This is a genomic window from Neorhizobium galegae (assembly GCF_017877055.1).
GTDB lineage: Bacteria > Pseudomonadota > Alphaproteobacteria > Rhizobiales > Rhizobiaceae > Neorhizobium > Neorhizobium galegae_D.
Genome location: NZ_JAGIPG010000003.1, coordinates 462,325 through 483,223 on the forward strand (window position 1 = coordinate 462,325; position 20,899 = coordinate 483,223).

Genomic DNA, 20,899 nt, shown 5'->3' on the forward strand with positions numbered 1-20,899 from the left:
GACCTTCCCGTCATCGAACAGCTGGCAAATTCAATCCGTCGCCTTGGCCTCGTAAAAGGCCCTGACGTCCCTTGCAAAACTCCGGCGCGAATCCGGCCTGGTGTAGAACATGTGCCCGCCGCGATAGACCCTGAGCTCGGCGCGGCCGGCAGCGAGTTCGGGCGGCAGGTGGTCGATGACGTAGCGGCTGGCGCCGTAAGGCGTGAGCGCGTCGCTGTAGCCGTGGGCGATCATCAGTCTGAAGGACGGGATGACCGAAAGCAGGTCGCGGACATCGGTGCTGGCGCTGGCAAGCGAGCGCGAATCTCCGCCACGGCTGCCGTTCCACTCCCAGCGGCGGTTCACCTCCTCGTTCAGCAGCGAATAGGTCATTTCCGTCGCAAAACCGAGTTCGTTGCGGGCATAAGCGGCAAAGGTGGCGCCATAGGCGCGTGTGTAACCTTCGAGGATCGGGTCGTCGTTGCGGGTAGAGGCATCTTCCGGATAGGCATCCGGCACCGCATAGGCAGCGTCGTAGGGGCTGACGATCTTTCCCGGTCCCCCCATTTGCTTGGCATAGACGTCGCCGACGAAACCGCGGGTGCGGGCGACGACGTCCTTCGGGATGCCGGTGAGTTCAGAAAGCCGGCCATAGAGCCCATCAGCCGCCGGACCGGTTGGGGAGGGGCCGGCGAGCCCGACGAGGTAATCGCCGATCGCGAAACGTTCGACATCGGCAAGCTTTTCCGGCGTGAACTGGTCGCGGCGCTCCAGCTCTGCCGCTGCGAGCGAGGGAAGCTGCAGCGCCGCACTCAAGGGATCGTCCGAATTGGCGAGGAACCGGCCTTCGACCAGCGGCGACAGCATGATGATACCGGAAGCCAGCATCCCCTGACTGTTCTTCAGAGACACGGCGACCTTTGCGGCGCGAAAACCGCCATAACTCTCGCCGAGCAGGTATTTCGGTGCGTCGAGCCGGTTGTTCTTGTGGACGTAGAGCGCGATCGCCTTGGACAGGCTGTCGGCATCCTGCCGCACGCCGTAATAGGCGCCGGCCGCATCATTGCTGGCGGCGCGGCTCCAGCCGGTACCGACCGGATCGATCAGTACGAGATCGGTGAAAGCGAGCCAGCTTTCGGGGTTGTCCCTCAGCTCGGGCGTCGTGCCGTTGTCGCCGGTCGGGCCGAATTCCAGGATTTTTGGCCCGACCAGGCCGAGATGCAGATAGGCGGAGGCGGCGCCCGGGCCGCCGTTGAAGGCGAAGGTGAGCGGCCTGCCGGGTGCCCGGTTCCTGGCGATATAGGCGGTATAGAAGATCTTTGCCGAGCGGTTGCCGTCCTGGCCGAACAGATCGAGCGTGCCGGCCGTGGCGGTGTAGGGCAGGTCGCCGGAAGGTCCCTTGAAGACATGTTCGGTGGTGGAATCCGCCGGGATCAGGCTGAATATGCCACCACCGGCGCTCTGCTCCACTTGGCGGCCACGCTCGCGGTTCTCGTCACCACCGCGCTGTTGCTGCGCCAGAACTGGCGCTGAAAAGGCAAGGACTACGGCGAGAGATGCAATCATCCGGTGAAACGACAAACTGAAATCCTCCTTGGCCAGCCGCACCCTATGTAGGGCGCCGCGGCGATCCGCAAAACTCAACTCCTATTGATCGACAGCGGCAGCGGCACGTTTGCCGATTTCAGCGTTTTCGAGACGGTGCCCGTAAACCGCAAATAACGGTGTAAATCCGCCGATCGACGGTGCGGATTACTGAGCGATCGATGGCTATAAGCGCACATAGCATTTACGCTCACCGCCATGATTCCCAAGGCCGTGATACCGAAAACGCCGTTTCAGCCCATGCCGGCAGCGCGCTGGGCAGGTCCCCAGACCTTTGCCGCGGACACCGCGGACGCGGCATTCGTGGCGGGTGGCGCGCTTTATCCGCTCGATCAGATCGTGCGGGCCGAACCTGACTGGGCCGGCGCCTGGCGCCAGCGGCTGGCGCTGAAATGCGCGTCGGCGGCGGTGCGGCTTGCGGGGCGTTCGGAGGACGAGGCAGGGCTGCGCGACGCCTGGCTGCTGCGCAAGCCGGGAGACGATCCCGGCCCGGCCGGGCAGATCCTTTCGGCCTGGAAGCGGCTTGGCTCGCGTTCGGCCACGCTCGATACAGAGGTGCTGCAGGCGATAGCCGGCATGCTCGGCATCAAGTGGGACGAGCCGCTGGCAACGCTCGCGCAGACTTTTGACGACCTAGGGCTGGCCGGATCAGCCGCGCCGTTCGCGGCGGCGGCGATCATCCGCGAAACGCACGCGATCCGCCCGGATGCCGAAGCGCTCGGCTGGTGGCTGGCCGATCTCCTCCTGGCGCAGAAGCTGCGCTGGTCCGTGGCGGTGCCGCTGTTGATGAGCCAGCGTTTTTCTTCGGTGTTCCGTGCCGAAGGTGGGCGCGGCCGCATCCGACCAGGCGAAGAGGGGTTCGACCGGGCGATCTGCCTTGCCCTGGTGCATGCCGCGACCGAAGCCGGCCGGCTGGCGGCGGAGATCGGTCGGCGCGCCGAGCGGCTTGCCGTCGTCACGCCGAAGCTGCGTGCGAAAGGGGCGGAGGATGGGCTGCGCCTGCTGCTCTCCGATGACGCTGTCTCGGGCTCCCTGCAAACGCCGAACCTTTCTCGCTTTGCATCGCGCCGCCTGTTCGAGCGGCTGCAGCAGCTGGACGCGGTGCGCGAGCTTTCCGGCCGCCCCACCTTCCGCATCTACGGGCTCTGAACATGGCGAAGCGGGCGCGGCAAATCGTCATCGACAAGGAGCTTCTCCACCTGACGCAGGTGGAGCGGCATCGCCAATGGGCGGCACGGATAGAGGCGGTGATCTTTGCCTCTTCCGAGCCCGTCACCCGGAAGGCGCTGGAGCGCATCGTCGGAGAGGATTGCGATATCGAAGAGATCATCGAGGAGATCCGCGAGGCGCTCGCCGGTCGGCCTTATGAACTCGTGGCGGTCGCCGGCGGCTGGCAGCATCGCACCCGGCCGGAGTTTGCCGATATCATCCATGCTTCCGGCGCCGCCAATGCCCCTCCGGCAGATCTGACCGATCACCAGGCGTTGGTGTTGATGACGGTCGGTTATTTCCAGCCGGTGACGCGCGCCGAAATCTCGAAGATTTTCGGGCGCGAGGTGAGCCGCGATACAATCGCGACGCTCCGACAGCTCGGCTTCCTCGCCTCCGGTCCGCGCAGTCCGACGCCCGGTGCACCTTATACCTATATCACCACGCCGGCCTTCCTCACCGCCTTCGGTTTCGACACGCTGCGCGACCTGCCGGACACGGAAATGCTGGAGGATGCCGGGCTGCTGACCCGCAAGCTGCCGGTCGACGATTTCGTCGAGCCGGAACTGGAAGACGACGACGACTAGTGGTGGCACTTGAAATGCGCAGAAACTGAGCTCATATTGAGCAATAGATGATCAAAATCGGATCAGGACTATTCTTATGGCCCATGCTTTTGAAATCGGTGCCGCCGCTTTCCGTGAATCCCAGTCCGCGCTGCTATCGGCGCGGCGGGTGTCCGATCTTCTCGGACTGACGCAGGCGGAACTGGCAAAACTGATCGGTGTCGCCCGCAACACGCTGACGGCCAAAAGCGGCGCCCGCAAGGTCGATCTGGCGCTCTCCCCTGTCGTTCGCATTCTGGCGATGGCGAGCGAGATGGCCGGCGACGAGAACCGCGCGGCGATCTGGTTCAAGCACCAGCCGATCCCCGGCTGGGCCGGCAAGACGGCCTATGACCTCGTCGGCGAGGGCAAGGCCGACAAGGTGCTTGCCTATCTGGAGGCGGTGCGCTCCGGCGTTTATGCCTGAATTGGCCTCTGAACCGATAATCCTCTGGCGTGCCTATGTGCCGCGCTGGGCGCATGCGCCACTTTCCGGGGACGGCGCTGCCCGTTTCGGCGGCCGCTGGAACCCGGTCGGCGCCGCGACCATCTATGCGGCGCGCGAGCTTTCCACGGCCTGGGCGGAGTACAATCAGGGTTTCGTACAGCACCCGGCCCTGATCGCGCAGCTTCGACTCGAACGCGCGCGACTCGCGGATCTGACCAGCCCCGAGGTTCTGGACGGTTTCGGTATCGACGAGACAATCCACCGCTGCGAATGGCGCGATGATCTCGACGCCGGGCGGTTGCCGTCAACGCATCTCCTCAGGGAGAGGCTGCACCAGGAGGGCCATGATGGCGTCGTCTATCCATCCTTCATGTCGCCGGGCGGAACCTGCGTCGCTCTCTGGCGCTGGAACGGCAAGGACCAGCCGAAGCTCACGGTCACCGACCCCGACGGTCGACTACCGAAAGGCCCGGCTTCCTGGTTATAGCTGGGAAAGCGGCGCAGTTTCTCTCAACGAATGGAATCGATCCGACGCGGCACGAAAAACACAGTCGCTCGATGTCACACCCACAGCTGTATGGAAAATACTCCGCTCAACCTTGGCATTCAAAATTTAGTGGAATGTAATGTTTTGGATGCATGATGCGCCGAGAGAAGGCGGTGCATATGCAGCAGAACATCCGTATCACATCGCACGTCACGATCGTGCTGACATTGCTGACGGCTCTGACGGCTTTGCTTCTCGCCGGCTTCATGTGGCTTGCCTCGGCGAAGGTGGACGATCTCGCCTTGACCCGGCAGAAGGGTTACGTCGAACAGGGCCTCGACGAGCAGGTGAAAGCCGTACAGCATGAACTGGAAAGCGTCACGGTGTGGAACGACGCGGTCCTGCTTGTCGCCAAAGACGATCACCCATGGATTGCCGACAATATCGGTACATGGATGCACAAATATTTCAGCCATGACCGCACTTACGTGTTCAACGAGCGCAACGAGCTGGTCTTCGCCATGCGGGACGGCGAGGATATTGCGGCCCTGACCTTTCTGGGCGATGAAATGGCTGCGGCGGCCTTGCGGGAAGACATCCGCGCGGCGCTCCACAGACGGATCGCACCCGGCGATTCCAATCCCCCGGTGCTTGCCGAGATTTTTGCGGAGAAGATCCTCTCGATCGCCGGCCGGCCGGCTGTCGTCAGCGCAAGACCGATCGTCCCGAGCAGCGACGAGGTTTCGGTCGCACCGGGCAAGGAATTCATTGCGGTTGCCGTAAGATTTCTGGATGCCAGCGCGGTCGAGAAGATCGCTCGTTACGCCCGGATCGAGACGCTGCATTTTACCACCGACGCTGCCGAATCAACTGCAGCCATTCCGGTCACGGCCACTGCCGGCACGACGCTTGGATATATGGCATGGCAGCCCATTCGACCGGGCCTGATGCTCATCGAGCAAATCGCTCCGGTTGGCATTGCCGGCATTATCGTGGCGATGGGGGTGGTGATCTTCCTGGGCCTGGGCCTGCGCAAGACAACCCTCGACCTCTCCGAGAGCCGTCTGGCGCTGATGCGCCACCGCGACCAGCTCGAAGAGAGCGTCAGGCTCCGGACGGCGGAGATCGAGCGCCAGCGGGAAGAACTGGACAGGCTTCTGGCACAGGAACGGCATGTGAACGCCCTGCAGCGTCAGTTCGTGAGCATGGCTTCCCATGAGTTCCGCACGCCGCTTGCCATCATCGATGCTGCGGCACAGCGCCTGTCGCGCACGAAAACCAACCAGAAACCCGAATATGTGGAAGAAAAGTCGGCCCAGATCCGCGCCGCCGTGCTGCGCATGGTCGACCTGATGGAGAGCATCCTGTCGGCGGGCCGGCTGGAGACCGGCAAGACGACACTGCAGCCGGAACGTCTCTCGCTGGCGGAAATCATCGAATCCTGCTGTGCCCGACAGATGGATGTTCGTAAATCCCACACGATTCACCGGGACCTTTCGCATCTGCCGGAGACGATCCTTGCCGATCGCACCACGATCGAACAGGTCTTCACCAACCTGCTTTCGAATGCCGTCAAATATGCGCCGCAGGCGCCGGACATCCATATCCGGACCTCGACGAAGAACGGCGTGTCCTATGTATCGATCCAGGATGCCGGCATCGGCATGGATGCCGAGGACCTACCGAAGCTTTTCCAGCCCTACTACCGAGCCCGCAGCGCGACCGGCATTGCCGGCACCGGCATCGGCCTCAACCTCGTCAAGCAGATCGTCGACCTGCATGGCGGTTCGATCTCGGTCGAGAGCGCACTCGGCCGGGGAACGACATTCACGGTGGCGCTCCCGAACAAGGGACCGCTCGCAAATCTCATCAAACGAGCAGCTTAGGAAATAGCAGGATGATTACCGTATTATGCATCGACGACGAAGCGGATATTCGTCAACTCATCGTCGAGGAACTGGCGGACGCCGGATTTGCAACTCTGGAGGCCGCCAACGGGCAGGAGGGGCTGGAAGCCATCCTGTCGTACTGGCCGGACATCGTAATCTGCGACATTTCGATGCCCGTCATGGACGGTCATCAGCTCCTGGCAGAAATCCAGATGAACCACGCCGAGCTCTTCAATATCCCTTTCATCCTGCTGTCGGCCTTGACCGACAAGGACAACGTGCTGACGGGTCTGCGGGCAGGGGCGGCGGACTATCTGACCAAGCCGATCGATTTCGATCTTCTGCTGGCAAAGCTCGCCGGCTGCATCGCCCGCCTCGAAAACGACCGGGCGGTCGGCCGGGCACTTTGATCTCAAGGCAAGGTGGCGTGAGCAGTCTGCAGCGGGCGTCGAGCTTATCGATGCACCGCTGTGATTGCGACGATTTCGGGACGAGGCCTGCGGCCCGAATTCAAGCTGGGCGCGAGCCTCTAACCGTCATCATGGCGGCTCTGGGAACCTAATAACCGACGCTATGCCACCGTCAAATCAACGTTTTGTAAAGCATCGGCGCAAAAGGCTTGCGCGGTGATGACAAAAAACTTTCGCCAGAGGCGAGGCTGTCGTCACTCACCCTTGGAGGGTTCGTCGCGCTCGCGAAGATTGCGGGCGACGAGGCGACAAAGGTCGCGGAGCTGCTGGTAGCTTTCCTGGGGCAGGAACGAAAACACTTCCCGCTCGACGGCATCGGCGGCGGCATCGCAGGCCTTGATCATCCGCTTGCCCTCGGTCGTCAGGCTCATGCGCAGGATGCGGCGGTTGGCCGGGTCTTCCTTCCGGGTGATGAGATTGCGGCGTTGCAGCCCGCCGATCAGCTCGTTCATCGTCTGCGGCGTCACGAAGAAACGACGCGAGAGTTCGGCCGAGGAAAGGCCTTCGCGGCTGCCGATGACGCTCAGCACCGTATATTGAATGCCGGTCATCTGCAGTGCCGACAGCGCCACTTCCAGCCGGCTGCGCACGGCATGATTCGCCTGGTTCAGGAAGTAGATTGCCCGGGGCTGCTGCATCACCCAGTCGCTGGTGCTTGCTTCTTCGGGCTTCATGTCTTCAGCCATCACGATGCGGCGACCTTCTTCAAAACGGTTATATGAGCGGGGTAGCGGAGAAAATGCAGCCGCACAAGTCGCGTTGCACGAAACCCTCAACTTCCTGAAGCGCCGAGCCGCATCGACAGGGATCTGGCAGCGCGCAGTGTGGCGGTCAGCGGCAGGCCGGAAGGCGCAATATCGAAGCCATCCTGGCGGCCGAGCACGGTGACGACCGCTTTCAGGTGCGCGCGGTGATCGAAGACGGGAGCGGCAACGGCAGAGAAGTCCGGCACTGTGGCAGGAAGCGTTGCGGCATACCCTTCGCGGCGGACATCCGCGAGTTCGGTTATGAAACGCGCGGCCGAGGTTTCCCCTTCGCCATCCTGGTGCATCATGGCGCGCAGGTGATGTTCCCACTCGGCATTCGGCAGGTTGGCCATGAAGACCCGGCCGGTCGCAGTCGGCCACAGGCGCACCAGCGACCCGACCTTGATCTCGTAGACACTGTCGGAACGGCCTTCGATCTTGTCGACCACGACAGGCGCATCGCCGTTCCACACCGCGAGCGTCACCGTTTCGCCGAGCTCGGCGGCAAGCTGCGAGATCGCCGCGCGAGCAAGACTGAGAAAATCGGTACGCGAGAGCGAGGCTAGGCCGAGCTGCAGTGCCGAATCGCCGAGATCGTAAAAGCCGGAAAGCCGCTCCTGAGCAACGAAACCCGTGCGCACTAAGCTGACGAGGTAACCATGCGTCATGCTCGGCGTCATGCCGGCGGCAGCCGCGATATCGTTCAGCCGCATGGCGCGGCCCGCGTGCTGGATCGCCATCAGCACCTTCAGGCCTTTTTCAAGCGACTGGATGCCGGCGCCCTTGATCTCCAGGCCCTTGCCCGCCGCTTTCTGTTTTATCGACGTGTCCATGACCTCTCCGCTTGACGTCTTCATCCATCTTTATACAATATAACTGAATGATTTCAAGAATATTGAAATCAGCGCGAAGGAAGGGAGGAGAACCTTGGCGGAATATCTGGTTTGTTCGGAGGATGAGATTGCCGATGGCGGCCGCAAGGTCGTCGCCTGCGGGGAGCGGGAGATCGGCATTTTTCGGGTGAAGGGTGCACTGCATGCCTGGCACAACATGTGCCCGCATCGGCAGGGGCCGATCTGTCAGGGCCGCATCTATCCGCAAGTCATCGAGCCTGTCGATGAAAGGCAAGAGGTGCGGACGCTTCAGTACAATGAAGAGAACATGCACGTGGCCTGTCCGTGGCACGGCTGGGAATTCAACCTGGAAACCGGCCGGAATGCCGGGCCGGCCAAATACCGCCTGCATCGCGCTGAGCTGGCGATCCGGGAGGGGCAGATTTATGTCGTCCTCTGAACCCACTTTTCGCAGCAGTCCCCTTGGGCGCAACGACCCCTATGGCTGGATCGAGGACGCTACCGCGGAGATCGAGAAGGCGACGGCCGAATTGCTGGAGACCGGCGAAGCGTCGCGTGTTTCCGACGAGGCGGTGGCGCGGATGATGACGGCGGCGATCCGCCTCTATGTCGCCAAGAGCGACGGTGAGGAGCGCACCTTCCGGCCGCTGACCGGCACCCGCGACGAGACCGTGACTGCTACCGAAGCGCTGTCGGCCGTTTCGGAAATCCTGCGCGCCTTGCATCTCGGGCCGATGGAACTGGCGCTCTGGTATCGCCGCCGTCCGGACGAATTGTAGGCACACGTAAAAATCCACTCTTTCGCCTGAGGAGAGCGAACATGGATATTACCAACAAGAATCGTGCCCGCGAATTGCCGGTGCAGCAGATCGATGTCTTTACCGACACGCGCGACATCCTCGCGCATGCCAACAAAGCAGCCAGGAAGCGCGGTTTCGAGGACTGGTTGATCTGCGATGTGGACGCCCACCACACCGAGACGATTTCCTGGCACGAGCTGGTGCAATATATCGAGGACCCGGTCATCCGACACCAGGCGATGCTCTTCCACGACGAGAAGATGGGCACCGCTTCCTATGGCCTCAACGGCGACATGGGCCTCAAATATCAGGACGTCGGCGGCCGCATTCCGCACCAGGCCGGCATTCGCGAACAGGTCGATGACGACGTGCATCGCGACGTGACCCTGTCGCGGCGGGCGATGAGCGCTCTTGGCGTCGATTACATGGTGCTGTTTCCAACGCCGATGCTGACGCTCGGCCTGCATCCGCAGCCGGAAATGGAGGTCTATCTCGGTCGCGCCTATAACCGTTGGCTGATCGACAAGGTGCTCTCCAAGGACGACCGGCTGAAGACGCTCGCCTACCTGCCGTTCAATGTGCCCAAGGAAGCGGAACGCACCATCGAGGAGTTCGCCGACCAGCCGGGCGTCATCGGTTTCTGCGTGCCTTCCACCCGCCACAAGCCGGTGCACCACAACGACTACATGCGCGTCTATGCGATGCTCGAAGAGCGCAACCTGCCGATCGCCTTCCATGCCGCCTATCACTGGCAGGACCAGTCGCTGTCGACCATCAACCGGTTCCTCGGCATGCATGCGCTCGGCTTCGTGTGGTGCAACATGGTGCACATGACCAACTGGATCCTCAACGGCATTCCGGAACGCTTTCCGAAGCTGAAGAGCATCTGGGTGGAAAGCGGCCTGGCCTGGATCCCCTTCCTGATGCAGCGGCTCGACGACCAGTACCTGATGCGGCCTTCCGAGGCGCCGCAGCTGAAAAAGCTGCCGAGCGAATACATGCGCGAAAACTGCTGGTACACGACCCAGCCGATGGAAACGGTCAACATGAAGGCGCTTCAGCTGACGCTGGAGATGATCAACGCCGAGAGCCAGCTGCTCTTCGCATCCGACTGGCCGCATTTCGATTTCGACCTGCCGCAGGAGATTTATGACCTGCCGTTCCTGAGCGAGGAGGCAAAGCGGAATATTCTGGGACTGAACGCGGCGAAGTTGTTCGGGCTTGATCCGACGCCAAGAAAGAGCTTGTAGGGTGGGAGGAGTTGGGAGGGGTCTCCGCTCCACGCGAAAACTCCTCCCGCCTGCCGGCGACCCTCCTCGAAGGGGGGAGGGTCATGATCGCCGCATCGCCACACTTCTTCATAGGCTTCCGTTTCGTCTAACAAGGACATTCCAACATGATCATCACCGGAGGCGATTCCATCGCCGCATCGCTCCGCGCGCATGGCGTGGACACCGTCTTCGGCATACCGGGCGCCCAGCTCTACGGCCTGTTCGATGCATTGCAGCGAGACGGCATGCGGGTGATCACGCCGCGGCACGAGCAGACCTGCGCCTACATGGCCTTCGGTTATGCCCGCGCCTCGGGCAATCCCGGCGTCTATTCCGTCGTACCGGGGCCGGGCGTGCTCAATACCGGCGCCGCGCTTCTGACTGCCTGGGGCTGCAACGAACCGGTTCTGTGCCTGACCGGGCAGGTCCCGACCGCCTTTCTCGGAAAGGGCCGCGGCCATCTGCACGAGATGCGCGACCAGCGCGCCGTTCTCGCCGGCATCGCCAAATCCGCTGAACGCGCCGACAGGGCGGGGGAGATTTCCGCGGCAATAGCCCATGCGTTTCGAGAAATGCGCTCGCTGAAGCCCGGCCCGGCGACGGTCGAAATGCCCTGGGAGCAGTTCGTGGCGGAGGGCGAATTCGAGATCGCGCGGGTGCTGGAGACACATCCGGATCCGGTTGCCGATGTAGCGATCGGCGAGGCGGCAGCGGCGATCGGCAGGGCGGAGCGGCCGATGATCTTCGTCGGCCCCGGCGCGTTCGAGGCCGGTGACGAAGTGTTGCGGCTTGCCGAATTGCTGCACGCTCCGGTCGTCGCTTTCCGCTCCGGCCGCGGCGTCGTCTCCAATCGCCATGAACTCGGCCTCACCATCGCTGAAGCACGAGAACTCTGGCCGGAGGTCGACTGCGTCATCGGCATCGGCAGCCGACTCGAAGTTCCGGGTTGGCGTTGGAAACCGAAGCCGGACGTGCCGGTGATCCGGCTGGAGATCGACGCGGAGGAACTGACCCGCACGCCAGAGGCACTCGGCGTGCTCGGCCGGGCAAAGACCTCGCTTATTGCCCTACTCAACGAGATCAGGCCGCGGTCGCCTTCGAACGACTGGCGGGAAGCGGTCCGAAAGGCACGGGCGGAAACGGCGCAGGCCATCCAGGAAATCTCGCCGCATTACGGATATCTGCAGGCGATCCGTGCAGCTCTTCCGGATGACGGCATCCTCGTCGAGGAGGTCTGCCAGTCGGGCTTCGCCTCGTGGTACTGCTATCCGGTCTACGAGCCGCGCACCTTCATCTCGACCGGCTTCCAGGGCACGCTAGGCTTCGGGTTTCCGACCGCGCTCGGCGTCAAGATTGCCCGGCCGGACGTGCCGGTCGTTTCGATATCGGGCGATGGCGGCTTCATGTTCGCCGCCCAGGAACTGGCGACCGCCGCCCAATACGGCATCGACGTGATCACCGTCGTCTTCAACAATTCCGCCTTCGGCAACGTGAAGCGTGACCAGCAACAGGCATTCGGCGGAAGGCTGATCGGTTCGGAGCTGAAAAACCCGGACTTCGACAAGCTTGCCGCTGCCTTCCATGTGGATTTCGTCCGGGTGAATGCGCCGGACGAATTGCGCCGGGCAATCGAGACTTCGATCACCCGCGGCGGCCCGTGGCTGATCGAAGTCCCGCTGTCGCTCGAAAGCGAAGTGAGCCCCTGGAAGTTCATCCACGGGTAATCCGTCGATGACGAATTCCATTCGACATCGACGAAAAGACCTATCGTCATGGCAGGGAGCCGTATAAAGTCGGCTCCAAGATTTCGATCCGGGGAGGGCATCGTTTCCGTGACGTCAGATCAGAAAACTATGCGTATCGCCGTACTCACGGCGGTCCTGCCGGCTTCGGTGGTCTCGACGCTCGAAGGCATGGGCGGACGGCAAATGTCGGTCGCCGACGTAGCTGCAGGCGGTGAGATGCCAGGCGTGCAGGTGCTGGTCACCGATCCCGGCGTCGGCGCCAACGCGGATGTACTCGCAAAATTCCCGGACCTGAAGCTTGTCGCCTGTTACGGCATCGGCATCGACTCGATCCATATGCCGACCGTCAAGGCACGCGGCATCGGTGTTTCCAATACGCCGGGCCTGCTCACCGAGGATGTCGCCGACCTCGCCATGGCGCTGATGCTAGCTTCCGCCCGCGATATCGTGCCCCAGACCCAATATATACGCGACGGTCGATGGACGACGATCGCGGCAAAAGTCCCGCTCGGCCGGTCGCTCAAGAACAAGGCGATCGGCATTGTCGGGCTCGGCAATATTGGCGCGGCGATTGCAGAACGGGCCGACGCTTTCCGCATGCGGGTTTCGTATCATGGTCCGCGGCAGAAACCTGTCCCCTATACCTACATGCCGGACCTCGTCGCGATGGCCAAGGAAAGCGATTTTCTCGTCGTCGCCAGCCGCGGCGGCGAGGACACGAAGAACATCGTCAATCGGGCAGTGCTGGAGGCGCTTGGACCTCAGGGCACGCTGGTCAACGTCTCGCGTGGTTCGATCGTCGATGAGGCGGCGCTGGTGGAGGCCCTCAGAACCGGCAGGTTGGGCTTTGCGGCCTTGGACGTGTTCGCCAAGGAGCCGAAGGTTTCGGAAAAGCTGCTGTGGATGCCTAATGTCATCATGACGCCGCACCAGGGCAGCGCCACCACGGAAACTCGCCTCGCCATGGCCCTTCTGCTGGTCGACAATGTCCATGCGTTTTTCAAGGGAACGCCGTTGCCGACGCCGGTGGTTCCGATCGCAATCTGGGCTTTTGAACTCTAGGGGGGAAGTCACATGGCATTTCAACGTCACGTCATCGGACTGGCAGGGCAGGACGACGGGCAGGAAGTCGTCACCGAATTCGACCGAGCCTCGGTCACCGACGAGGAATGGGCCGTCCGCGTCGATCTCGCCGCCGCCTATCGGCTCGCCGCGCTCTACGGCTGGGACGACCTCATCTACACGCATATCTCGGCCCGCGTGCCAGGCACGGAAAATCACTTCCTGATCAATCCGTTCGGGATGGCCTTCGACGAGATCAAGGCGAGCAACCTCGTCAAGATCGACCACGAGGCGAAGATCATCGGCAAGTCCGACTACCCGGTGAACGGCGCCGGTTTCGTCATCCACCACGCCGTGCACAAGGCGCGCCACGAGCTGAACTGCGTCATGCATTTGCATACCGAGGCCGGCATGGCGCTTTCCATGCTCGATTGCGGCCTGCTGCCGCTCTCCCAGCATTCGATGTTCTTCTACAACCGCATCGGCTATCACGGCTATGAGGGGCTGGCGCTCAACATGGAAGAGCAGGAACGGCTGATCCACGACCTCGGCCCGCACAAGAACATGATCCTCAAGAACCATGGCACGCTGACATCAGGCGAAAGTGTGGGCGAGGCGTTCGTTTGGACCTTCTGGCTGGAGAAAGCCGCCCGCGCCCAACTCGCCGCCATGGCCGCCCAGCCGCGAGGCCTCAGCATTCCCGAAGAAAAGATCGCCGAACTGACCGCCCACATGTACGAGATGTCGCCGGCCAAGCCGGGGCTGAAGGAATGGCCGGCGATGCTGAGGAAGCTGGACCGGATCGATCCGAGCTATCGTGATTGACATCTGAATGCCTCCCTGAGGGAATATGGCAGGTCTCGCTCTTGTTCTCCGCAACGAAAAAAGCCGGCGTTTCCACCGGCTTTTTTTATCTGTTTCAGCAAGTCTTACTGCTGCGGGATCTGGGCGATCGCGACATAGTCCTTCCACTCCGCGATCGTCTTGATCATCAGAGCCTGGGCTTCGGCCGGGGTAGAGATATAGGGGTCGCCGCCCTGGTCGGCCAGGAACTTCTGAGTTTCCGGCTGCTGCAGGACGGTGTTGAACCAGCCGTTGATCTTGTTGATGATGTCTTCCGGCGTGCCCTTGGCAACCATGGCACCCCACCAGCCGAGCTGGTCGACGTCAAAGCCCTGTTCCTTCAGGGTCGGAATGTTCGGAGCGCCCTTCATGCGTTCCGGCGAGCCGACGCCGAGAAGACGGAAGCGGCCTTCGCGCTGCTGGGAGAGGGCGAAAACCGGGTCGTAGGAGCCGAAATCCATTGCGCCGCTGGTGATGTCGTTGAGCGAGTCGGCGGCGGTCTTGTACTGGACCGAAACGGTCTCGAGGCCGGCTTTCTGCTTGTAGACTTCGGCCATGACCTTGCCCGAAGTGGCGTTGACGGCATAGGAGCCACCGTCGCCCTTTTCCTTCATGGCGGCGGTCAGTTCCTTCAGGTCCTTGTAGGGCGCGTCCTTGGCGACGGCGATCATGAAGGCCTGCTTGTTGATGGTCGCGATCGTCATCAGGTCCTTGCCGACGTCGATCGGCGGCTTCTTCATGATCCACATGTTGCCGGCGATCGAGTTGCCGGAGTGAACGAAGATCGTGTAGCCATCCGGCTTGGAGCGTGAGGTGTATTCAGCAGCGATGTTGCTGAGTGCGCCCGGCTTGTTTTCGACGATGATCGTGGCGCCCGCGATCTTGGACACCTTGTCCGCAAAATAGCGGACGAGAACGTCGGCGCCGGAACCTGCCGGGAAGGCGCAGACGAAGGTGATCGTCTGGTCCGGATAAGCGGCCTGAGCGGGCGTAACGTTTGCAATCTGTGCGACCGCCAGCATCGCCACGGCGGCGGTGGCTTGCGCGATCTTCTTAAGCCATTTTGTCACTTTTCATCTCCTATGGCGGTTCGTAAGGGTCCCTGCGAAAGAACCTGCCGCACTATGGCGAGAGGGTCTTTCGAATCGGTTGATTAATTTTGCGGAATCTTGGCCATGGCCACATACGTCTTCCACTCCTCGACTGTCTTGGCGAGCAGTGCCTGACCCTCGTCCGGGGTGCCGACATAGACGTCGCCGCCGAATTTCGCGAGGAAGGCGACGGTATCAGGCTGAGCCAGGACTTCGTTGAACAGCGCGTTGATCTTGTCGACCACCGGCTTCGGCGTCGCCTTCGGAACGAAGGAACCCCACCAGCCGAGCTGGTCGATGTCGTAGCCCTGTTCCTTGGCGGTCGGGATGTTCGGCAGTGACTTCAGCCGGATCGGCGAACCGGTCGCGAGGATCCGGACACGCTTCTCGTTGGCCTGCGACAGGGAGAAGACCGGGTCGTGGACGCCGTAGTCGAGAGAACCGCTCAGCAGGTCGTTGAGCGAATCCTTGGCATCCTTGAACGAGACTTCGACCGGATCGACGCCAGCGACCTGCTTGTAGATTTCACCGAGAACCTTGCCGGACGTGGCAGCCGTCGCGTAGCTGGCGTTGTTGCCCTTTTCCTTCAGCACCTTGGTCAGTTCCTTCATGTCCTTGATCGGGCTGTCGTAAGCCACGACGAACATGAAGGCCTGCTTGTTGATGAAGGAGGTCGTCTGCAGCTCCTTGACGACATCGATCGGCGGCGTCTTGAACAGCGACATGTTGGCGGCCGTCGACGTGCCGGAATGAACATAGATCGTATATCCGTCCGGCTTGGCGCGAGCGGTGTACATGGCGGCTATGTTGCCGGCGGCCCCCGGCTTGTTTTCGACGATCACCGTCTGGCCGGAGACCTTGGCGAACTTGTCGGCAAAGAAGCGGACCAGAACGTCGGCGCCGGAGCCGGCCGGGAAGGCGCAGACGAACGTGATCTGGCCGTTCGGATAGGCACTTTGGGCGAATGCGCCAAAAGGTGCGAGTGCCGCCGCGGCGGCGGTCGCGATCATCAGGTTTCTGCGTGAGATTTCAGTGGTCATCGGCACAAGTTCCTCCCTTGAACGCCCCAGTCATTCCCATAAAAGGTTCCCGTGAAGCCTGTTGAACAGGCCTCAGTTTTGCGGAATCTTCGCGAGCGCCACATAGTCACGCCACTCCTCGACGGTCTTCGCAAGAAGCTCGTCGACCTCCTTCGGCGTACCCTTGTAGACGTCCCCACCGAACTTGTTCAGGAAGGCTTCCGTTTCCGGCTTGTCGAGCACTTCCTGGAACAGCGCGTTCAGCTTCAGGACCACATCGTCCGGCGTCTTGGCCGGCACGAACACACCCCACCATCCAAGCTGGTCGACATTGAGGCCATATTCCTTGATGGCCGGAATCTCGGGTGTCGATTTCATGCGCTGCGGCGAGCCGACCGCAAGCAGCCGCAGGCGCCCCTCGCGTTGCTGGCTAAGCGCGAAGACCGGATCGAGCGCCGCGAAATCGAGCTGGCCGCTGGTGATGTCGTTCAGGGAATCAGGACCGGTCTTGTAAGAGACCTCGGTCGCCGAGACGCCAGCCAGCTGCAGGTAGACTTCGGCGAGAACCTTGCCGGAGGTTGCCGTCGAGCCGTAGGTGGCATCGCCCGCCTTTGCCTTCAGATGCTCGGTGAGCTGCTTCATGTCCTTGATCGGGCTGTCTGCCGCCACCGCGATCATGAAGGGCTGCTTGTTGATGAACTGAACGCCGCGCAACGCTTTGGTGACGTCGATCGAAGGTTTCTTGAACAGCGACATGTTGGCCGCGGTCGAGGTGCCGGAATGGATATAGACCGTGTAGCCGTCGGGCTTGGCGCGGCTGACATATTCGGCGGCGATATTGCCGTTGGCACCCGGCTTATTTTCCACGATCACCGTCTGCTTGGAAACAGTCGCCACCTTTTCGGAGAAGAAGCGGACCAGAACGTCGGCGCCGCTGCCGGCCGGAAAGGCACATACGAAGGTGATCGTCGTGTTGGGATAGCTGGATTGCGCGAACGAGACACCCGGGAGCAGGGCGGCCATGGTGGCCGCCGCAATCAGGGTGCGTCTCGTCAGTTTCGGATGTTGTTCAGTCATTGGCTCCTCCTCCAAAAAACTGTTGGGAATGTCTGTTATTCCTCCTGGAACGCCTCCTCGCGGGTCTTGCGGAACTGCGGGAAGATGATCAGGCAAAGCATCAGGAGCGTCGCCGCCAGAAGCGTGGCCGAGATCGGACGGTTGATGAAGATCATCGGGTCGCCGCGCGAGATGACCAGCGAACGGCGCAGGTTTTCCTCCATCAGCGGACCGAGAATGAAGCCGAGCACCATTGGCGCAGGCTCGCAGCCGAGCTTGAAGAGGACGTAGCCAAAGACCGTAAAGACGATCATCAGAACCATCATGAACGGCTCGGTGCTCGTCGAGTAGACACCGATCGCGCAAAACAGCAGGATCGCCGGATAGAGCAGGCGGTAGGGAACCGACAGCAGTTTCACCCAGATGCCGATCATCGGCAGATTGATGACGACGAGCATGAGGTTGCCGATCCACATCGAGGCGACCATGCCCCAGAAGAGGTCCGGCCGGGTGGTCATGACGGCTGCACCCGGCTGGATGCCCTGGATGATCATCGCGCCCATCATGATCGCCATGATAGGGTTCGAAGGAATGCCGAGCGTCAGGAGCGGGATGAACGACGTCTGAGCGGCAGCGTTGTTGGCCGCTTCCGGACCCGCGACGCCTTCGACGGCGCCGGTGCCGAACTTGCGCGGGTTCTTCGAGATCTTCTTTTCCAGCGTATAGCTGGCAAAGGAGGCAAGAACCGCGCCGCCGCCCGGCAGGATGCCGAGGAGCGAGCCGAGGCCCGTGCCGCGGAGGGCGGCTGGATAGGCTTCCCTGAATTCCTTCTTGGTCGGCCACATGTCGCGCATGCGGGTGCTGATCGCTTCGCGGGGCGGCGGCGGATTCTCGAGGTTGCGGATGATTTCCACGATGCCGAAGAGGCCGAGAACCAGCGGCAGGAAGTCGATGCCTTCCCACAGACCCGAAAGGCCGAAGGTATAGCGGGTAAGACCCGTGTTGATGTCGGTGCCAACGAGGCCGAGCAGCAGGCCGATCAGCACCATGGCGACGGCTTTCAGGACCGAACCGTGCGCCAGAACGATCGCCATGACGAGACCGAGCAGCATCAGCGCGAAATAATCCGGCGAATTGAACTGCTGGGCGATCGAGGCGAGGGGCGGACCGAAGGCGGCGATGAAGACGGTGCCGATCGTGCCGGCAAAGAACGAGCCGAGGGCGGCGATCGCGAGTGCCGCACCCGCACGGCCCTTGCGGGCCATCTGATGCCCCTCGATACAGGTCACGACCGAGGAAGCCTCGCCCGGCATGTTGACCAGGATCGAAGTGGTAGAGCCGCCATATTGTGCCCCGTAATAGATGCCGGCCAGCATGATCAGCGACGAAAGCGGATCAAGCCCGAAGGTGATCGGCAGCAGGATGGCAAGCGCAGGAATAGGCCCGATGCCGGGAAGAACGCCGATCAGCGTGCCGAGTACGACGCCGATCAGACAGAACATCAGGTTCTCTAGCGAGCCTGCAGCCATGAAGCCGGTTGCGAGGTGTTCAAAGACTTCCATGGATTACCTGCCCCACCAGACGGGCATCGGCTGCCCAAGCGCGTACACGAAGATGATAACGACAAACGCCGCTGTGGTGACCGCGAAGACGACAGTCTCGACGGGGTTGACGTCGCGCCGTGCATAGGCGGCGAACATGATCAACAGGACCGAGGAGATCACCGCGCCGATTTCAGCGATCAGCATGCCGAAGGCGGCAATCGCCAGCAGAATGAAGATGATCGGGCGCAACCGGATGCGTTCGATGGCCGGACCCTCGATCGCCAGTGACTTTACCGTGACGATCAGCCCGATCAGTGCGATCAGGCCGCAAATGATCATCGGGAAATAGCCAGGGCCCATGTTGCGGGCGGAACCGAAGGTGAGGTCCGAACCGACATAGAGGCCGATCGCACCGAAAAGGATGAACAAGATGCCCGCGCCGAAATCCTGCGGACTTTTGATTACCATGGTTTCCTCCCTGAAAACCCGACTGTGTGAAACGGTCTGGCTCCCCTTGGGCGCCGGCCAAACCGCCATTATGCATGTTCCTCGGGCCGCGCCTCGAATTCGCAGCCCTGAATTCGTCTATGGGCAAACAGATTTGACTATATACAAGAGTATTCCTCTTGTCAGTCAATCGAATTCCGCGGTCTCCCCTGTCGATGAGATACCACAGCCGCCCAGTGTTTTCGATCCTATCGCATTTATATCAGGAAACCAGATATCGCAGGTGTAATTTGGTGGCATCCTTTCCTGTTTTTGATGCGTGGATTGAAGCTCTCAATTGCAGCAGCCGTCTCCCAAGGGCTTGTCCGAAAGCGTGTTCGGGCAGATATGAAATTGGTTTTGAACAAAGTCAATTATACTTTATCAAAAATAGTTGACAGGCGCATGTGCGTCGGGAGAGATTGTCGTCAGGATTTCAAAGGATAACAAAATGAAGATTTCTGTTGTGGGAGGAGGAATTGGTGGGCTGACGGCGGCATTGTCGCTGCTCCGCCAGGGGTTTGACGTCGACGTGTACGAACAGGCGGTCGAGCTGAAAGAAGTCGGCGCCGGCGTTCAGGTCAGCGCCAACGGAACGCGAATCCTGTTTTCGCTCGGGCTCGAAGAAGACATCATGTCGATCGCCTCCCAGGCGCAGGGCAAGGAGATTCGTCTCTGGAACACCGGACAGACCTGGAAACTGTTCGACCTCGGTCCGCTTTCCATCGAGCGCTACGGCTTTCCCTATATCACCATCCACCGCAACGACCTGCACCAGACGTTGGCAGCCGGCGTGCGCCGCATCAAGCCCGATGCGATCAAGCTGTCCAAGAAATGCGTCGGGATAACCCAGGACGACAAGGGCGCGACGATCACTTTCGCCGACGGCACCACCGCAACGTCCGACATCGTGGTCGGCGCCGATGGCGTGCATTCGAAGATCCGCGAAACGCTGTTCGGCCGCGACGATCCGAAATTTACCGGCATCGTCGCCTGGCGCGGCGTCATCCCGGTCGAGCGGCTGCCGGAGCGCATGCTGCGGCCCGTCGGCACCAACTGGATCGGCCCCGGCGGCCACGTCATCCAATACCTGCTGCGCGGCGGCAAGCTGATGAATTACGTCTCGGTAGTCGAGCGCTCCAACTGGCAGGTGGAATCCTGGTCGGTCGCCGGCACGACGGAAGAATGCCTTGCCGATTACGAAGGCTGGCATGAGGACATTCATACGCTGATCAAGGCGATCGACGTTCCCTACAAGTGGGCGCTGATGCTGCGCCCGCCGATGGACGACTGGACCCGTGGTCGCGTGACGCTGCTCGGCGACGCCTGCCATCCGACATTGCCCTTCCTTGCCCAGGGCGCGGTCATGGCGATCGAGGACGGCTTCGTCCTCGCACGCGCGCTTGCCGAGAACAACGGCAATTACGAAGCGGCTTTTGCCGGTTACGAAGCGGCCCGCGTCGAGCGCACCGGCAAGATCGTTCGTGGTGCGGAAGGTAATCTCAGCCGCTTCCACAACGCCGCATTGAAGGATCCGAAGCTCGCCGAGGATTACGTCAATGCCGAATGGCAGGAAGACAAGGTCAAGCAGCGCTACGAATGGCTGTTCACCTACGACGCCACCTCGGTGCCGGTCGTGGCGGGAACCAGATCGCAGGAAGCGGTCGCTTAAAGGCACATTCGCGGCTCA

21 protein-coding genes are annotated in these 20,899 nt (G+C 61.7%); 13 read left to right on the forward strand and 8 right to left on the reverse strand.

Annotation, left to right across the window (positions count from 1 at the left end; genetic code table 11):
* Window positions 1–30: 30 nt before the first annotated feature.
* Window positions 31–1,545 (reverse strand): S10 family peptidase, encoded by a 1,515-nt coding sequence (locus J2857_RS21330; RefSeq protein WP_210012453.1) that lies wholly within the window; start codon window positions 1,543–1,545, stop codon window positions 31–33.
* 237 nt (window positions 1,546–1,782) lie between these two features.
* On the opposite strand from J2857_RS21330, the gene J2857_RS21335 reads away from it, so the two are divergent.
* The 6 genes from J2857_RS21335 to J2857_RS21360 all read left to right on the forward strand — a co-directional run bounded on the left by J2857_RS21335 (window position 1,783) and on the right by J2857_RS21360 (window position 6,632).
* Window positions 1,783–2,733 (forward strand): DUF1403 family protein, encoded by a 951-nt coding sequence (locus J2857_RS21335; RefSeq protein WP_210012097.1) that lies wholly within the window; start codon window positions 1,783–1,785, stop codon window positions 2,731–2,733.
* Window positions 2,734–2,735: 2 nt separating this feature from the next.
* Entirely contained in the window at window positions 2,736–3,380 is a 645-nt protein-coding gene (scpB, locus tag J2857_RS21340) for an SMC-Scp complex subunit ScpB (protein ID WP_210012098.1), read from the forward strand.
* A 76-nt stretch (window positions 3,381–3,456) separates the two neighbouring features.
* Window positions 3,457–3,825, forward strand: a complete 369-nt coding sequence (locus tag J2857_RS21345) for an antitoxin Xre/MbcA/ParS toxin-binding domain-containing protein (protein ID WP_041363855.1) — start codon at window positions 3,457–3,459, stop codon at window positions 3,823–3,825.
* On the forward strand, window positions 3,818–4,333 hold the full coding sequence (locus J2857_RS21350; RefSeq protein WP_210012099.1) for an RES family NAD+ phosphorylase: 516 nt from the start codon (window positions 3,818–3,820) through the stop codon (window positions 4,331–4,333). The genes J2857_RS21345 and J2857_RS21350 overlap by 8 nt, the downstream gene beginning before the upstream one ends.
* Before the next feature lie 179 nt (window positions 4,334–4,512).
* Complete coding sequence (locus J2857_RS21355) at window positions 4,513–6,219, forward strand: sensor histidine kinase (RefSeq protein ID WP_245363646.1); 1,707 nt, start codon at window positions 4,513–4,515, stop codon at window positions 6,217–6,219.
* 11 nt (window positions 6,220–6,230) lie between these two features.
* On the forward strand, window positions 6,231–6,632 hold the full coding sequence (locus tag J2857_RS21360) for a response regulator (RefSeq protein ID WP_210012100.1): 402 nt from the start codon (window positions 6,231–6,233) through the stop codon (window positions 6,630–6,632).
* 254 nt (window positions 6,633–6,886) lie between these two features.
* On the opposite strand, the gene J2857_RS21365 is transcribed toward J2857_RS21360, so the two are convergent.
* Together J2857_RS21365 and J2857_RS21370 are read right to left on the reverse strand one after the other, a co-directional pair.
* A complete protein-coding gene (locus tag J2857_RS21365; protein WP_210012455.1) occupies window positions 6,887–7,378 on the reverse strand; it encodes a MarR family winged helix-turn-helix transcriptional regulator in 492 nt (163 codons plus the stop codon).
* Between the two features lie 86 nt (window positions 7,379–7,464).
* Window positions 7,465–8,271 (reverse strand): IclR family transcriptional regulator, encoded by an 807-nt coding sequence (locus tag J2857_RS21370; RefSeq protein ID WP_210012101.1) that lies wholly within the window; start codon window positions 8,269–8,271, stop codon window positions 7,465–7,467.
* Window positions 8,272–8,365: 94 nt separating this feature from the next.
* Here J2857_RS21370 and J2857_RS21375 point away from each other — a divergent pair, with 94 nt between their 5' ends.
* From J2857_RS21375 to J2857_RS21400, 6 genes are all read left to right on the forward strand, one after another.
* Window positions 8,366–8,731 carry a Rieske (2Fe-2S) protein gene (locus J2857_RS21375; protein ID WP_037084914.1) on the forward strand — a complete coding sequence of 122 codons (366 nt, stop codon included), beginning with the start codon at window positions 8,366–8,368 and terminating at the stop codon, window positions 8,729–8,731.
* On the forward strand, window positions 8,718–9,071 hold the full coding sequence (locus J2857_RS21380) for a hypothetical protein (protein ID WP_210012102.1): 354 nt from the start codon (window positions 8,718–8,720) through the stop codon (window positions 9,069–9,071). Before J2857_RS21375 ends, J2857_RS21380 begins: the two co-directional genes overlap by 14 nt.
* Before the next feature lie 41 nt (window positions 9,072–9,112).
* On the forward strand, window positions 9,113–10,342 hold the full coding sequence (locus J2857_RS21385; protein WP_210012103.1) for an amidohydrolase family protein: 1,230 nt from the start codon (window positions 9,113–9,115) through the stop codon (window positions 10,340–10,342).
* A 146-nt stretch (window positions 10,343–10,488) separates the two neighbouring features.
* The gene (locus tag J2857_RS21390) at window positions 10,489–12,087 is read left to right on the forward strand and encodes a thiamine pyrophosphate-dependent enzyme (RefSeq protein ID WP_210012104.1); all 1,599 of its coding nucleotides are present in this window, start codon (window positions 10,489–10,491) and stop codon (window positions 12,085–12,087) included.
* 129 nt (window positions 12,088–12,216) lie between these two features.
* Window positions 12,217–13,170: a 2-hydroxyacid dehydrogenase gene (locus J2857_RS21395; RefSeq protein ID WP_210012105.1), complete on the forward strand. Its 954-nt coding sequence runs from the start codon at window positions 12,217–12,219 to the stop codon at window positions 13,168–13,170.
* A gap of 12 nt (window positions 13,171–13,182) precedes the next feature.
* A complete protein-coding gene (locus J2857_RS21400; RefSeq protein WP_210012106.1) occupies window positions 13,183–13,995 on the forward strand; it encodes a class II aldolase/adducin family protein in 813 nt (270 codons plus the stop codon).
* Between the two features lie 104 nt (window positions 13,996–14,099).
* Here J2857_RS21400 and J2857_RS21405 read toward each other — a convergent pair whose 3' ends face one another.
* The 5 genes from J2857_RS21405 to J2857_RS21425 all read right to left on the reverse strand — a co-directional run bounded on the left by J2857_RS21405 (window position 14,100) and on the right by J2857_RS21425 (window position 19,191).
* Complete coding sequence (locus J2857_RS21405; protein WP_210012107.1) at window positions 14,100–15,083, reverse strand: Bug family tripartite tricarboxylate transporter substrate binding protein; 984 nt, start codon at window positions 15,081–15,083, stop codon at window positions 14,100–14,102.
* Window positions 15,084–15,166: 83 nt separating this feature from the next.
* Complete coding sequence (locus tag J2857_RS21410; protein WP_210012108.1) at window positions 15,167–16,144, reverse strand: Bug family tripartite tricarboxylate transporter substrate binding protein; 978 nt, start codon at window positions 16,142–16,144, stop codon at window positions 15,167–15,169.
* Between the two features lie 72 nt (window positions 16,145–16,216).
* A complete protein-coding gene (locus J2857_RS21415) occupies window positions 16,217–17,200 on the reverse strand; it encodes a Bug family tripartite tricarboxylate transporter substrate binding protein (protein ID WP_210012109.1) in 984 nt (327 codons plus the stop codon).
* 35 nt (window positions 17,201–17,235) lie between these two features.
* Complete coding sequence (locus tag J2857_RS21420) at window positions 17,236–18,741, reverse strand: tripartite tricarboxylate transporter permease (RefSeq protein WP_210012110.1); 1,506 nt, start codon at window positions 18,739–18,741, stop codon at window positions 17,236–17,238.
* 3 nt (window positions 18,742–18,744) lie between these two features.
* Entirely contained in the window at window positions 18,745–19,191 is a 447-nt protein-coding gene (locus tag J2857_RS21425; protein WP_210012111.1) for a tripartite tricarboxylate transporter TctB family protein, read from the reverse strand.
* Between the two features lie 469 nt (window positions 19,192–19,660).
* Here J2857_RS21425 and J2857_RS21430 point away from each other — a divergent pair, with 469 nt between their 5' ends.
* The gene (locus J2857_RS21430; protein WP_210012112.1) at window positions 19,661–20,881 is read left to right on the forward strand and encodes an FAD-dependent monooxygenase; all 1,221 of its coding nucleotides are present in this window, start codon (window positions 19,661–19,663) and stop codon (window positions 20,879–20,881) included.
* Window positions 20,882–20,899: the final 18 nt, after the last annotated feature.

What these genes read in the sequence shown, in the direction of transcription:
- J2857_RS21410 (WP_210012108.1), bottom strand. Translation starts at nt 16,144, where the DNA reads ATGACCACTGAAATCTCACGCAGAAACCTGATGATCGCGACCGCCGCC.
- J2857_RS21330 (WP_210012453.1), bottom strand. Translation starts at nt 1,545, where the DNA reads ATGATTGCATCTCTCGCCGTAGTCCTTGCCTTTTCAGCGCCAGTTCTG.
- J2857_RS21420 (WP_210012110.1), bottom strand. Translation starts at nt 18,741, where the DNA reads ATGGAAGTCTTTGAACACCTCGCAACCGGCTTCATGGCTGCAGGCTCG.
- J2857_RS21335 (WP_210012097.1), top strand. Translation starts at nt 1,783, where the DNA reads ATGATTCCCAAGGCCGTGATACCGAAAACGCCGTTTCAGCCCATGCCG.
- scpB (WP_210012098.1), top strand. Translation starts at nt 2,736, where the DNA reads ATGGCGAAGCGGGCGCGGCAAATCGTCATCGACAAGGAGCTTCTCCAC.
- J2857_RS21415 (WP_210012109.1), bottom strand. Translation starts at nt 17,200, where the DNA reads ATGACTGAACAACATCCGAAACTGACGAGACGCACCCTGATTGCGGCG.
- J2857_RS21345 (WP_041363855.1), top strand. Translation starts at nt 3,457, where the DNA reads ATGGCCCATGCTTTTGAAATCGGTGCCGCCGCTTTCCGTGAATCCCAG.
- J2857_RS21370 (WP_210012101.1), bottom strand. Translation starts at nt 8,271, where the DNA reads ATGGACACGTCGATAAAACAGAAAGCGGCGGGCAAGGGCCTGGAGATC.
- J2857_RS21385 (WP_210012103.1), top strand. Translation starts at nt 9,113, where the DNA reads ATGGATATTACCAACAAGAATCGTGCCCGCGAATTGCCGGTGCAGCAG.
- J2857_RS21360 (WP_210012100.1), top strand. Translation starts at nt 6,231, where the DNA reads ATGATTACCGTATTATGCATCGACGACGAAGCGGATATTCGTCAACTC.
- J2857_RS21350 (WP_210012099.1), top strand. Translation starts at nt 3,818, where the DNA reads ATGCCTGAATTGGCCTCTGAACCGATAATCCTCTGGCGTGCCTATGTG.
- J2857_RS21390 (WP_210012104.1), top strand. Translation starts at nt 10,489, where the DNA reads ATGATCATCACCGGAGGCGATTCCATCGCCGCATCGCTCCGCGCGCAT.
- J2857_RS21355 (WP_245363646.1), top strand. Translation starts at nt 4,513, where the DNA reads ATGCAGCAGAACATCCGTATCACATCGCACGTCACGATCGTGCTGACA.
- J2857_RS21395 (WP_210012105.1), top strand. Translation starts at nt 12,217, where the DNA reads ATGCGTATCGCCGTACTCACGGCGGTCCTGCCGGCTTCGGTGGTCTCG.
- J2857_RS21425 (WP_210012111.1), bottom strand. Translation starts at nt 19,191, where the DNA reads ATGGTAATCAAAAGTCCGCAGGATTTCGGCGCGGGCATCTTGTTCATC.
- J2857_RS21400 (WP_210012106.1), top strand. Translation starts at nt 13,183, where the DNA reads ATGGCATTTCAACGTCACGTCATCGGACTGGCAGGGCAGGACGACGGG.
- J2857_RS21365 (WP_210012455.1), bottom strand. Translation starts at nt 7,378, where the DNA reads ATGGCTGAAGACATGAAGCCCGAAGAAGCAAGCACCAGCGACTGGGTG.
- J2857_RS21380 (WP_210012102.1), top strand. Translation starts at nt 8,718, where the DNA reads ATGTCGTCCTCTGAACCCACTTTTCGCAGCAGTCCCCTTGGGCGCAAC.
- J2857_RS21430 (WP_210012112.1), top strand. Translation starts at nt 19,661, where the DNA reads ATGAAGATTTCTGTTGTGGGAGGAGGAATTGGTGGGCTGACGGCGGCA.